Annotated in this window: 5 protein-coding genes; 4 read left to right on the top strand and 1 reads right to left on the bottom strand. The window is 44.1% G+C overall.

The window, feature by feature from the left end; translation table 11 throughout:
- Positions 1 to 4: 4 nt before the first annotated feature.
- The gene (locus KQI22_RS14105) at positions 5 to 190 is read right to left on the bottom strand and encodes a hypothetical protein (RefSeq protein ID WP_253293470.1); all 186 of its coding nucleotides are present in this window, start codon (positions 188 to 190) and stop codon (positions 5 to 7) included.
- Positions 191 to 201: 11 nt separating this feature from the next.
- Here KQI22_RS14105 and sdaAA point away from each other — a divergent pair, with 11 nt between their 5' ends.
- From sdaAA to KQI22_RS02280, 4 genes are all read left to right on the top strand, one after another.
- Positions 202 to 1,095, top strand: coding sequence for an L-serine ammonia-lyase, iron-sulfur-dependent, subunit alpha (gene sdaAA, locus KQI22_RS02295; protein WP_216550465.1), 894 nt, complete (start codon positions 202 to 204; stop codon positions 1,093 to 1,095).
- Between the two features lie 512 nt (positions 1,096 to 1,607).
- Positions 1,608 to 4,772 carry an isoleucine--tRNA ligase gene (gene ileS / locus KQI22_RS02290; protein WP_216550464.1) on the top strand — a complete coding sequence of 1,055 codons (3,165 nt, stop codon included), beginning with the start codon at positions 1,608 to 1,610 and terminating at the stop codon, positions 4,770 to 4,772.
- A gap of 227 nt (positions 4,773 to 4,999) precedes the next feature.
- Positions 5,000 to 6,985, top strand: a complete 1,986-nt coding sequence (locus KQI22_RS02285) for a methyl-accepting chemotaxis protein (RefSeq protein ID WP_216550463.1) — start codon at positions 5,000 to 5,002, stop codon at positions 6,983 to 6,985.
- 198 nt (positions 6,986 to 7,183) lie between these two features.
- A complete protein-coding gene (locus tag KQI22_RS02280) occupies positions 7,184 to 14,743 on the top strand; it encodes a leucine-rich repeat protein (RefSeq protein WP_216550462.1) in 7,560 nt (2,519 codons plus the stop codon).
- Positions 14,744 to 14,840 lie beyond the last annotated feature (97 nt).

The raw sequence follows: 14,840 nt of genomic DNA, 5'->3' as shown, positions 1-14,840 counted from the left end.
AGGTCTAAAACCACATGAACTTGCTCATAAGTGGTTGAAAGACCTTGGGACCCGCCCCGATATGAGCATAAAAGTGGGATGTTAATCCCACGATATGCGAATATTGGGCAGGATTGTGGGAGTGCAGAGCACGGAACAATCCGCAGGCATCAAAGCCCGGGCTTTTGCCCCCGACATCATAATATGTCATAAGGAGGAACTATGGAATTATCACTGCAGGAAATTCTGGACTGGTGCCAGACAGAAAAAAAGCGTTTCTGGGAATATATGCTGTATGATGATATGGCGCAGCGCGGCATATCGCGGGAAGAATCCTTTGCTTATATGGAAAAGATCTTCGATACCATGGAGCAGACCGTGAAAACCTACAGGCAGGACAGACTGTCTGCCAGCGGACTTGTCGGTGCAGAAGGCGGAAAACTGGAAGCGTATGCGAAAACCGGCAATATGCTTTGCGGTTCTTTTATGGAAGAAGCCATGATCACAGCACTCAAGATGGCAGAGTCAAATGCGTGCATGCGAAGGATCGTTGCGGCGCCGACAGCAGGCTCTTGTGGTGTGATCCCGGCGGTTCTGCTTCCTTATTATGAGCTGAAAAAAGTGCCCAAGGAAGAAATCTTAAAAGCACTATTTGTCACAGGCGGCATTGGAGAAGTGATCGCACAGCGGGCATCGATCAGTGGAGCGGAAGGTGGCTGTCAGGCAGAGATCGGCTCGGCTTCTGCCATGGCAGCGGGAGCACTTGTTTATTTACAGGGAGGCAGTGACGAGCAGATCTGCCATGCAGCGGCTCTGGCACTCAAAGGACTGCTGGGACTTGTCTGTGATCCGGTTGCGGGACTTGTGGAAATTCCCTGTGTAAAAAGAAATGTGCTGGGCTGCGTGAACGCGATCTCCTGCGCGGATATGGCAATGGCGGGTATAAAAAGCAGAATTCCACCGGACGAGGTGATCGACGCCATGCAGGAAGTTGGCAGCAAAATGGACAGCGCTTTCCGGGAAACGGCACTCGGCGGTCTGGCTGCGACCAAAACCGGGCAGGAAATCATGCATAAGCTGATGGAAACAGAGGAAGATGCCACAATAACCCCTTGACAATGCGGGCATTGCAGAATTATAATCTCACTTAGATAATGACTATGACGAAGACAGTAGATCATTTGTAAAAGCCAAAGCGAGCCGGTGATGGTGAAAGACCGGTGTGAGTAGCAGATGATTGAATATCACTTCTGAGTTGCAGGCTGAAAGATTGAAAATGAGTAGGTTCTGCCGTATCCGTCTCGTTACGACGGGCGCATATAAATCGTAAGTGAGTATGCAGTAACAGGTGGTTTCGGAGATATTACCCCGTCCTTTTACAGGACGGGGGTTTTTGTGTAATAGGAAACTTCGTTTCTATTACACAAAAACGCTCCGCGGGGATGCGCACTGTGGCGTACAATGTAGATGTCGCAATCGACCGCCGCAGGCGCAAGAAATCCAGAAGCACGTTAGTGCGACTGATGCGAAGCAGCAGGGATTTCGAGTGGGAAAGAGGAACAAAATCCCTATACCTATACCGCACATGCATACGAAGTGAAGAAACAGCAAACAGGAGGAAAACGAAGATGTATCAAAAAGTATCCACGAATCTGAATTTCGTAGACCGTGAAAAAGAAACAGAAAAATTCTGGCGTGAAAACGACATTTTCCAGAAGAGCATGAAAGCAAGAGAAGGCTGCCCGACCTATACATTTTATGATGGCCCGCCAACTGCAAACGGCAAGCCGCATATCGGACATGTCCTGACTCGTGTTATTAAAGATATGATCCCGAGATACCGTACTATGAAGGGCTACATGGTACCCCGTAAAGCAGGTTGGGATACCCACGGCTTACCGGTTGAGCTGGAAGTCGAAAAGATGCTTGGTCTGAACGGAAAAGAACAGATCGAAGAATACGGTATTGAACCGTTTATTGAAAAATGTAAAGAATCTGTATGGAAATACAAAGGAATGTGGGAAGACTTTTCCAATACAGTTGGTTTCTGGGCTGATATGGATCATCCATATGTCACCTATGATGATAACTTTATCGAGTCTGAATGGTGGGCACTGAACCAGATCTGGAACAAAGGTCTGCTTTACAAAGGCTTCAAGATCGTTCCTTACTGTCCTCGTTGTGGTACACCACTTTCTTCTGCAGAAGTTTCACAGGGCTATAAAACAGTCAAGGAGCGTTCTGCCATCGTACGTTTCAAGGTGACGGGAGAAGATGCGTATTTCCTGGCATGGACAACAACGCCATGGACACTGCCAAGTAACGTGGCTCTCTGTGTAAATCCGGATGAAGAATATGTAAAAGTAAAAGCTGCTGACGGCTATACGTACTACATGGCAAAAGCACTTCTGGATACCGTTTTATCTTCCAGACTGGCAAATGAAGAAAATGGCAACAAAGCATATGAAATTCTGGAAACCTACAAAGGAAAAGATCTGGAATACAAGGAGTATGAACCATTATATGCCTGCGCAAAGGAAACGGCAGACAAACAGAATAAGAAAGGCTTTTTCGTAACATGCGACAGCTATGTTACCATGTCAGATGGTACCGGTATCGTACACATTGCACCTGCATTCGGTGAAGATGATGCGAATGTCGGACGTAACTACGATCTTCCGTTTGTACAGTTTGTAGACGGCAAAGGTCAGCTGACAGAAGAAACACCTTACGCCGGTAAATTTGTAAAGGATGCGGATAAAGACGTTCTGATCGATCTTGACAAAGAAGGCAAATTATTTGACGCACCGAAATTCGAGCATGAATATCCACACTGCTGGAGATGTGATACACCACTGATCTACTATGCAAGAGAATCCTGGTACATCAAAGAAACAGCAGTCAGAGATGATCTGATCCGTAACAACAATACCGTAAACTGGATTCCGGAATCTATTGGAAAAGGCCGTTTCGGTAACTGGCTTGAAAATATTCAGGACTGGGCAATTTCCCGTAACCGTTACTGGGGTACGCCTCTGAACATCTGGGAATGTGAAGGCTGCGGACATCTCGAATCAATCGGAAGCCGTGCAGAACTTGCCGAAAGAAGCGGTAATCCGGAAGATGCCAAGGTAGAGCTGCACCGTCCATATATCGATGCTGTTACATTTACCTGTCCTGACTGTGGTAAGACAATGAAGCGTGTTCCGGAAGTAATCGACTGCTGGTTTGATTCAGGTGCTATGCCATTTGCACAGCATCATTATCCATTTGAAAATCAGGATCTGTTCAAGCAGCAGTTCCCGGCGCAGTTCATTTCAGAGGCTGTTGACCAGACACGTGGCTGGTTCCACTCCCTGATGGCAGAGTCTACACTTCTGTTCAACAAGGCACCGTACGAAAACGTTATCGTGCTTGGTCATGTACAGGATGAAAACGGACAGAAAATGAGTAAAACAAAGGGCAATGCAGTCGATCCGTTTGATGCACTGGCAACTTACGGTGCTGATGCGATCCGCTGGTACTTCTATATCAACTCCGCACCATGGCTGCCTAACCGTTTCCATGGCAAGGCAGTACAGGAAGGACAGCGCAAGTTTCTCGGAACACTCTGGAATACCTATGCATTCTTTGTTCTGTATGCCAATATTGACGGCTTTGATGCCTCCAAATATACACTGGAATATGACAAGCTTCCGGTTATGGATAAGTGGCTTTTATCCAAATTAAACTCTCTGATCACAGAGGTAGATACAGACCTTGAAAACTACAGAATTCCTGAGACAGCAAGAGCTCTGGATGAATTTGTAGACCAGATGAGTAACTGGTATGTCCGCAGAAGCCGTGAGCGTTTCTGGGCAAAGGGCATGGAGCAGGATAAGATCAATGCTTACATGACATTATATACAGCACTGGTTACCGTTGCGAAACTTGCAGCACCGATGATTCCATTCATGACAGAGGATATTTACAGAAATCTGGTATGTGCAAATGATCCGTCAGCACCGGAATCTGTTCATCTGTGTGACTTCCCGGTTGCAAATCCGGCTTATGTGGATAAGCAGCTGGAAGAAGACATGGAAGAAGTGCTGAAGATCGTTGTTATGGGCCGTGCAGCCAGAAATACAGCAAACATCAAGAACAGACAGCCGATCGGTACCATGTTTGTAAAGGCTGAAAAAGCACTTTCCGATTTCTATCAGGAGATCATTGAAGAAGAGCTGAATGTCAAAGAAGTAAAATTCACAGACGATGTCAGAGAATTCACAACCTACACCTTCAAGCCACAGCTGAAGACAGTAGGACCGAAATACGGCAAACAGCTTGGCGGTATCAAAGAATACTTCGCAAACGTAGACGGCAACGAAGCTATGGATAAATTAAATGCAGGCGAAAATCTTGTATTTGATGTAAATGGTACAGAAGTTTCCCTGTCTCTTGATGATGTCCTTGTGGAAATGAGCCAGAAGGAAGGCTATATGTCAGAGGCTGATAATACCGTGACAGTTGTACTTGACTGCAACTTATCAGAAGAACTGATCGAAGAAGGCTTCGCAGCAGAGATCATTTCCAAGATCCAGACAATGCGTAAGGATTCCGGCTTTGAAGTGATGGATCACATCAAAGTAGGTATCACAGGTAACGATAAGCTGGCAGCGATCGTAACCAAGAATGAAAAAGCGATCGCAGATAAAGTTCTTGCTGATTCTATCGATAAAGATGCGGTTTATGCAAACAGCAAAGAGTGGAGTGTCAATGGTGAAAAAGTGACACTTTCCGTAGAGAAGCAGTAAAAATGAAGCAGTAGGTAAAAATGCCCGGGATTTTTCCGGGCATTTTTATGTTATGGCGACGAGGAAAATGCACGCATTTATGCGGTGCATTTGACGACCGCTAATCAGAGCGAGATTCGCAGAGCGTATCTCGTCTCTGTTAAAAAATAAAATATTTATACAAAAAAGTATGCTTTTTTACAAAACATGATAAAATTTTTTATATGCCACAATAGGGGGACGCGAACATGAAAAAGAATTTAATCAGAAAAAAAGTTGCCATCTTTGGTATTCCGGTTGTGATCATTGCGTTTTTGCTTGTCTGCAGTGTGACATTCTTATCAACCAAAAAAACGACTCTGAAAAATTCCGAGAAACAGTTTTCATTACATGTAGAAAAACTGGACAATGAAGTTTCCAAGGAAATCCGGGAAACGGTCGGTATTATCGGCAATATCAAACAAACCGTCAACCGGACCTGCCAAAGCACGCAGGATATTCAGGAATACATATATAGTATCGCGGATTCCTATCCCGATACCATTCCGACAGGTATTTACTGCGGTCTGACAGACGGTACCTATATTGATAAAATGTGGACACCGGGTGATGACTGGGTCATGAAAGAACGTCCATGGTATATACAGGGTATTGAGGCAGATGATGTTGTGTTCGGCGACATGTATCTGGATGCGGATACGGGTTCCTATATCGTATCGGTATTTACGAATATTTCTGACCAGCAGGGCAATGTGGTCGGTGTTATCTCCGCGGATGTACAGCTTGATGCCATCGATCAGATACTGAGAGGAGAAAAGATCTTTGATAATGGTTATGCCTATGCAGTGGACCGCGTATCCGGTCTGGTTTTCGGAAATCATGTGGATGAGAAAATGAACGGGCAGGAAATCGGTGCAGTCAAGACTGTGGAAGCAGAAACCATTGCACAAAAGATACAAAAAGACACCTATGATGAGCTTCTGGTTGTGGGAGACAGTTATCTGAAGATCCATCCGATCGACGGAACGGAATTTGTCATTGTCTGCCAAGCAGCAAAGAAGGATGTGGAAAGTTCCCTTCTGCAGATCGAAAAGGTAACGGGCTTCAGTTCCGTGGCAGGTATGATCCTTCTGAATGTGGTGATCGCCATTATTCTGATCAATATATTAAAGCCGATCCCGGTGATCAATAAAAAGATTGAGCAGCTTTCCAATCTGGATATGACAAATGATGTGACGATCAAAAATAAAGATGAGCTGGGGGTAATCGTCCACAATCTGAATACAATGTCCGACCAGTTGAAACAGATGGTGCTGACCATCAAAAATTCTGCACTGCAGATGCGGGATGCTTCTGATGATAATATGCAGACGGCCGATAACTTAAACGGATCTGCAGATGCACAGCTTGAGGCAGTCAGTGTATTGACCGGTTCTATCCACCAGCTGACGGATGCGATCAACCAGATCGCGGAATCTGCGCAGGTTCTGACGCAGAGTGTTTCCGATACGGATGAAGCCTGTGAGTTAGTGGCAGGTAATGTAGATACTGCCATTGATCTGGTTGCGACCGGTGAAGAAGATATGCGGACGCTGGAAAGCCAGATGAATCATGTTTCCGAGATCTCCGGTAATCTGGAGGAAGCGGTTGCTAACGTAGAAAAGGGACTGACCGGCATTACCGAAATGGTAAATGTGATCCAGGAGATCGCAGGACAGACCAATCTGCTTTCCTTAAATGCCAGCATTGAAGCTGCAAGAGCCGGGGAATCCGGCCGCGGATTCGCGGTTGTGGCAAGCGAGATCCGGACACTTGCGGACAGCTGTGAGAATTCCGTGAAACAGATCGTGGAAACGACGGATCATCTGTCTGAGCTTGTGGCGATCGTGATCAACGAGACGAAAACAAGCCGCGATGCGATCGACAACAGCGTGGAAGTCGTGAAAAAGACCGATGAGACTTTTGCTGCGATCAACAGCACTGTAGGACAGATCCACGAAGCAATGGAGCATGTGAAGCATGCCATTTCCGATATTGAGGGTGTTGCCACAGATATGGCGGCAAGCACGGAGGAACAGAGCGCAAGCACGATGGAAATGCAGGATACCTGTGAAAAAGTCATGGAGCTTGCAAAGGCTGTCAGAACAGACGGCGAAAAGACGGCTGAGGCGGGACATGGCATGTCAGAGCTTTCCACAAACCTGCTTGGAGAGGTTTCTAAGTTCAAATTATAAATAAAGAGAGCGTTTCTTTGAAAACCGGCATATGTGAAATATGTCGGTTTTTTGCTGCTCTTTTTGGCAAAAATAACAAATGTTTTGACTGAAAATGCGTGCTATACTTAATCTGATACTTTAAAGTCGTGAAACGTGATATGATCACGGGGATTTTTGTGAGACATATGCTTTCACAGAAAATGAGGGAGGAAAAAGATGAGCAAAATGCGAAACAGATGGCTTGCACTTGGGCTGGCATTTCTAATGGCATTTCCGACAAACGGCGTTGTGGCATTCGCCGGGCAGGAGAATGCAGAAGTCGCAGCTGTAAGTGCGAATGATGCCCAAATGCAGGGAGAAGAGCCTGCTGCAGAGACGGAAGATCCTTCGGATGAGGCAGATGAGGCAAAGCAGTCTGCCGGTGAAGAACTGGATGCAGATGAAGCGGTAATTATGACAAGCTATCCGGTGGAGATCGGAGAAGAAAAGGAATTAACACTCTTGCCGAAAAACGGAACGTATTACCTGCAGGTAACAATTCCGGAGGTAGAGGAAGGCAGGCAGCAGCCTGTATATCGCGTTACTGTAGATGGAAAGACCATAGATTCCATTACCGTCTGGGATAGTCTGGAAAAAATTATCGGCTGGGGGAATAATGGTGGATTTTTCACACGCAGTGCGGGAACCTATTGGCTGGAAATCCAAAACGATTCCGAGCGTGTGCATACGGTACGTGTTGCCGAAGCGGAGATTAAATCGGTGACAGCAGATTTCTCGGAAGCTGAGATCTATGAAAACGGTTCCTATTATATACCTGGACTGGCAGTCTATACGCTGACTTATGCAGATGATTCTGTGGAGGTAATGGCAGGCAATAAATTAAATGCAAATACTTCATGTCAGTATTTTGATGAGGGCGAGGGGGATTTCAGCAGTTTGAAAGCCGGAGCCCATACTGTCACGATGTACGTATTGGGAAAAACGATAACAGCTGATTTTACTGTCTTGAGTAATAGCGTATCGGCAGTCCGTTTTGCAGAAGAACAGCCTCTGGAAGTCTGTTATGAGGATGGCATGAATAACTGGGTCTATCTGGACAGCAATACCAAAGTGGTTGTAACAGAGGACGGAAAAGAACAGGAGTATACACTCGAACAGTTAAATAAGAAGTTTGGATATGTATACGGTGTTTACTATACCTATGACAGTGATACCGGTGTCTATTCACAGGCAGCGCCGGATAAAGCTGATGGATATACAGATTCTACATATGAGCTGGTCCGCTATTTTGAGATTGCGGATGAGAAAACTTTAGCTGGCTATCTTGTATGTGCGGGGCAGTATTGCAGCTTCCCTGTTAAGATTGTGGCAAATCAGGTAGTATCTGTTTCCGTCAACACACTGCCTGTTACTACAGTAGTTGAGGAAGGAACAGACGCAATTTCCTTTGCCGGGCTGGAGCTGGCTGTAACCTATAAGGATGGCAGTGAACGGATCCTTTCTTATGATGCAGGTGATTTCAATACTGACGGTGCGACCGGATGGGGGTTGGACACCTCCGGTATATATAAGGATGAGGATCATCAGGGATATTCCGTTGCCGCATTAGTACCGGGAGATTATACATATCATTTAAGATATGCGGGACAGGCTATCAGTTTCCCGTTTTCTGTTGTGGAGTCTTCTATAGAGAGTATTTCCTATATAGGGGAGAAGATACAGATCCCTGAGGGATATGACGTAAACAGCTCCTTAAACTATACGATGGATTTCATGATCACTATGAAAGATCAAAGCACTGTGATAAGATCATATCAGAGATGGAGCTGGGGTGATACCAGCATTACCTATCGCGAAGCTGACGGAATGGATATGCTCTATGCGGATACCAGTGAGGTAGACAATAGTAAACAAGGTGTTTATCAGATCTATTTTTCTTTAAAAGGCAAAATGTTTCCGGTAGATGTAGAGATAATAGAAAATCCGGTAGAGAGCATTGCCATTGATATAGCAAGCGTCAGAACGACATACGTACTGGGAGAAAACATCTATCTGGGCAGCAGTCTTGGACTTACTGCCACATATAAAGATGGAGAAATAAAACATCTGGATAGTGTTTTGCCGGATGCCCAGACTATTACCTATACAGACAAAAATGGGAACGAAATTACAACAGGTAATATCAACGAGCTGCCGCTTGGAAAGTATACGGTGGATGTCAGTGCACTTGGCAGAAAAGATTCTTATACAATTGATATTGTGGAAAATCCGATCAAGAGCATAGAAGTTGTCAGCGGAGCAGAACAGACTGCCTACGCGGGTATTACAAATGGCTATCTGGCACAGGATATGACGTTAAAAGTCAGCTATAAAGATACCACTCTTCCATCAAAGAAAGTAATCATACCAAAGGGATACAGTAGTGAGATAGAAGATGAAAACTATCCGGGCGGAAAACTCACTATAAATTATCTGGGTGTGAAGATAACAGACACTATGTGGAGTTCGGACATGCAAGCTATGCCATGCGGAACCCATGAGACAAGTCTGCAGCTTGGAGGATTTACGATTCCGTTTACGATTACAATCACAGAGACACCGATAGACAGTATCTCAGTATCAATACCGCAGGAATACCGGAGCTTTGTAGCAGGCGAGGATTTCTATTTCAACAGCGCGAACCTGCCGGGAAGTACCATTACCATTCGCTATAAAACCGGAGATCCGGATAAAGTTATTGATCTGGATACTTATAATTATTATGATACAGTATTAAATACAAACATGAATATAACCGGCAGTTTAAAGGATGCAGATGGTAACTGGGTAAGTGACTGGGTCGGCAATTTAGAGCCGGGACAGTACTACTATGAGGTCAGCATTGGAAAGAAAACTGGAAGCTGCCCGATCACGATCACAGAAAATCCGGTCGATCATTTTGAGGTAACGGTACCGGATAAATATACATCTGAGACCGAGGGAGAACTTGAGTACATTCCATACGGAAATGACTTTAAACTCCATGTTTATTATACGGATGGAACAGAGAATACTTTCGTTACGAATAAAAAAGGAATGTGGCAGGATAATAAATTCAGCAGACTTAACAAACAGCGGTTGAGGCTGACTATGCTGCAGGATGGGGAAGAAGTAGATGAAGAACAGCTTTCACAGCTTCTATACGGCATTTATGATGTACAGGTAACGGCATATGGGAAAACAGCTACATACCCGTTTACGATCAAGAAAAACCCGATTGATAAGATTGAGCCGATCATGAAGGAAGACTTCAGTTTTGTAGCAGGTACTGAAACAAACGTTAGAAATGCTATTTCCGGAATTACAGTGTACAAGACAGACGGAAGTACGGAAAATCTTTATATAGACGATGGATATGACGTTGATGTTTATATTGCAGGAGAGGAAGATAACTATAGCGATTGCAGTGATCTTGCAGCAGGTGAATATACGGGGTATGTCCGCTATAAGAATAAAAAAGCAGAATTCCCTGTTACAGTTGTAGAAAATCCGGTAGACAGTATTACTGTTTCGGTAAAGGAAGAAAACACAAAATATCTGATCAATTCGGAGCAGAATATTTCTACAGAAGGTATGACACTGACGGTACATTATAAAGATCCTTCTGTAAAGGATAAGTCCTTTAAGCTTGGTGGAGATACAGGCTGGTATGATCTGGACTTCCCGGGTAAGCGGGTAACTATCAGACAGATGATCACAGTAAAAATGAATGATAGTGACGATGATTATACTATGGAAACAGATTCTATCGGTACGGATGTAAAAGAAGGAGCATATGATGTAAAGGTATATGCATACGGAAAAGAGACAACGTATCAGATACAGGTGCAAAAGCCGGAAATTTCCAAGATAACACTTAAGACGGATAATCTGCAGAAAACCTATATGGCGGGAAGCGGTGATTGTGTACAGTATACCTATGATGATATTTTAGTCAGCTTTAAAAACGGAGAGACAAAGAGCCTGCAGGAATTACTGTATGATAAGAATGGAAATGAAACCGCTCTGTGTAACACCTATCAGTATGGTCTTAATTTTAATCTGACGGACGAAGCGGGTGAGGTCTACAGTGGTTCCAGCTGGTTCAAGAATATGAAGGCAGGGACATATACGGTTACATTTTCTTTGTACGGAAACGAGGCAAGCTATCAGATTCAGCTGGAAGAGTCCGGTGTGAAGTCCATGACGGTCGCAAAGACACCTGATTATCTGGAATACTGGGATGGAGAGCTTTCTGATGAAAATGAAGTAACGGATTATATCAAAGGACTCCAATTATCCGTTCTGTATCAGGATGGTACCAGCCGGATATTTGATGTTGATAAATTCCAAAATATAAGAGGAAGCGAATACAGTCTGGACGGAGAGGTATTGTATATCAGTCTGGTACAGCAGGAATGGGATGAGGAAGAAACCGATAACGACTGGAGTCTGCAGGTAACATATAAAGATCAGGAAGTGCAGATACCGCTTCAGAAGAAGGACTTCAGCAAGGAAGCCTCAACTTTGATCACAAAGGATAAGGTAAATATTACAACCATTGGTAAGCCGGGACAATATGCGGTTTATAAGCTGATGCCACAGACGACAGCCACCTATTATATGTATAGCGAAGGACTGTTTGACACCTATGGCTATTTATATGATGCGGAAGGTAATCTCCTGCAGAAAAACGATGACGATGGCAAGGGAAATAATTTCTACATAGAGAATACACTGCGCGCAGGAGAAACCTACTATTTTGTCAGCAGACTGTATAGCAAAAACGGATTGGGCATTTTCCTGACAATATTCAGCTGGGAAGAAGCATGGATCGTAGAAAGTCAGGAGAAGATCGATCAGGTCGCTGTTTCTCTGCCGGAGCCGAAAGCAGGGGAGAAAAAGGCGCTCTGCACGGATATTGCGGTGTCAGCGTCCGTTTCCGATAATTGTATTGTTAAGTCTGTACAGTGGGGAACAGAAGATGGCTATGACACGGTGGGAAATTTTGAAGCCGGACATGATAACATATTGAAGGTAATTCTTTCACCAATTTACGGTTATTGCTTTACAACCCGTACGGCTGTCACAGTGAATGGGAAAAAACCCGGCAGCAGATATATTGATGAACAGGGAGATCTGACAGTGACTTACACATTTAAATCACAGGAAGTGAAAGTCACATTACCGGAGAATACAAAAGATTACACGGTGACAACGGACGAAAAAGATGCGTTTGTAACCAAAGGCGGCAGTTATGCATTTGATGTAAAGCCGGCAGCGGGTGCTGCTCTGACGGTAAAGGCGAACGGAACTCCTGTAAAGCCTGAAAGTGGAACGCATTATGTTCTGACAGATGTGCAGAATAATGTAAACGTTACAGTTACGGCAGAAGCACCAAAGCCGGAGGCTGAAAAAGTAATTGTCAGCTATTATGATGGCAGTACATTATATGATCAGGTCAGTGTAAAGAAGGATTCAACAATCTATTATGGTACACAGGAGAAAAATCTTCCGAAGCTGACAAGCTATGCAAACGGAAGTAATCAGTTTTTCCTTGGCTGGTATCAGAAGGATGGTACACGACTGACAAGAAATACACAGATCAGTGAAGATATTTCCGTTACTGCAAAGTGGATCAACGGAATTATCACAAAACAAAGCAGCGGATTTACAATTACTTATAAGGTAATTGAAGTTTCAGATAACGGAAAGATGTATCTGGAGGTTACGCAGGCAAAGGCAGACAGCAGCGCATTGGAAAGCAATCTGAAGAGTTTTGTGCATGACCTGCTTGATATTGAGAGCGACAGGGCAGGAGAAGTTACCATTGAAAACGGAATGGAGATAGAGGGATTTGATGCGGATGTCATTGCAATTGCAAGTAATGCATTTGCAAACAATGAAACACTTACAAAGATTAAGATCCCGGATACGGTAGAGACAATCGGAGACGGTGCGTTTGAAGGCTGTAGTGCATTGGAGGAAGTTGCAATTCCTGATTCTGTAAAAGAAATCGGTGACAGTGCATTCAAAGACAGTGCAGTAAAAACGGTTGCTTTACCGGATAGTATCGAAAAAATCGGTCAGGGAGCGTTTGCAAAGAGTAACGGTGCAGAAAAAACAGAAATCCTTTGCTCTGCATCGCTGAGTCAGGAAATGGCACAGGATATTGAAAGTGCCGGAGCGAAAGCTACAGTACTTGATTTTGCGTTGACACCGGATCAGGATATTGTAGCACTTACGGTAGATGAGACGCTTTCCGTATCTGCAAATGCGGTACTGGGCGATGAAGATGTCAGTGAAGAAACAACATGGGCAGTTGCGCAGGGAGATGAAGAATTACTTTCTGTTTCCGGCAATACAACCGGTAAAGAAATTGCGGTAAAGGCAGTAAAACGATATAACAATAAAAATACGGCAACACTGATCGCAACATGCAGGGGTATGCAAAAGAAACTGCAGATCAGAATAGAAAAGAAAGCAGCGGAGAGTTCTGATTTTGTTGTTACGCTGGATAAAGAGCAATATGAGTATGACGGAAATGAAATGACACCAAAAGTAAAATCCATTACGTATAACGGAGTGGAAATACCGGCATCAGAATATCAGATTATATGTGATGATGAAGATAATATTATATATATCTCTCTGGATAATTATGAAGTGGATCTGCGTAAGAGATATACCGTAACATATCCATCTGTGAAAGGTGTAAAAATCGATAAGAGCACACTTTCCGTTACGGTAGGTGAGGAGATTGCCCTGACAGCATCTATCCAGCCTGCATATGCAAAAAATGCCGGCTTCATATGGGATAGCGACGATGAAACAATAGTATCCCAGACCAATCAGAATGGTGGATTCCGGGCAGAAAAAGCAGGTGTTGCAACGATTACCGTAAAATCCGTTACAAATCCGGATATTACTGATACATGCATTGTGACGGTAAATGATAAAAAAGACGATCCCGGCAAAGGCGATCCGGGAAAAGACAACCCGGGCAAGGGTGATGAAAAACATACCTGCACCTTTGATAAGGGCAGGATCACCAAACAGCCTACCTGTACAAAGGCAGGGGAGAAGACTTACACCTGTACAGTCTGTCATAAGACAAAAGTAGAAGCAATTGCCATGACAGCACATGTATGGACAGAGAAAACCGTAAAGGCATCCGCCCAGAAAAACGGTTATACAGCTAAGGCGTGCAAGAACTGCGGAAAAGAAACAGAACTGAAAGATATTTATGCACCGGCAGAAATAGAACTTTCCAAGGATCTCTATTCTTATAACGGTAAGGCATGTAAACCGGCTGTTAAGGTGAAAGACAGTGCGGGAAATGAGATAGCAGCAGCTAACTTTGATGTAACCTACGCGGACAATAAAAAGATTGGTAATGCAAAGGTAACGGTAACCTTCAAAGGAATACGGTATGAAGGAAACCTGACAACGACATTTACCATCGCATCCCCTAAGACAACGGTTTCAAAGGCAAAAGCAGCAAAGAAGAGCATTACCGTAACATGGAAAAAGCAGAAAAAGAATGTCAGCGGTTATCAGATCCAGTACAGTACTTCCAAGAAATTTGATAAGGCTGTTAAGACGAAAACCGTGAAGGGTACGAAAAAAACATCACTTACAATCAGTAAGCTGAAGGCAAAGAAAACTTATTATGTCAGAATCCGTACCTATAAGACTGTAAAGGGAACGAAGTATTATTCTGAATGGTCCAAGACAAAGAAGGTTAAGACAAAATAACAAGGTCCGGATAAATATGCCGGAACGTATGGGAAAATGGGCATTGACAGGTGACTGTCAGTGCTCATTTTCTGTCTGTATGAAACCATACGGTAAA

Source organism: Kineothrix sp. MSJ-39 (genome assembly GCF_018917935.1).
In the GTDB taxonomy this organism is placed as follows: domain Bacteria; phylum Bacillota; class Clostridia; order Lachnospirales; family Lachnospiraceae; genus CAG-194.
The sequence above is the reverse complement of the archived record's forward strand: the minus strand, read 5'-3'. Positions and strand labels throughout refer to the sequence as shown.

Bases quoted from the DNA above. Each gene is read 5' to 3' on its own strand.
- KQI22_RS02280 (WP_216550462.1), top strand. From the start codon at position 7,184: ATGAGCAAAATGCGAAACAGATGGCTTGCACTTGGGCTGGCATTTCTA.
- KQI22_RS14105 (WP_253293470.1), bottom strand. From the start codon at position 190: ATGACATATTATGATGTCGGGGGCAAAAGCCCGGGCTTTGATGCCTGC.
- ileS (WP_216550464.1), top strand. From the start codon at position 1,608: ATGTATCAAAAAGTATCCACGAATCTGAATTTCGTAGACCGTGAAAAA.
- sdaAA (WP_216550465.1), top strand. From the start codon at position 202: ATGGAATTATCACTGCAGGAAATTCTGGACTGGTGCCAGACAGAAAAA.
- KQI22_RS02285 (WP_216550463.1), top strand. From the start codon at position 5,000: ATGAAAAAGAATTTAATCAGAAAAAAAGTTGCCATCTTTGGTATTCCG.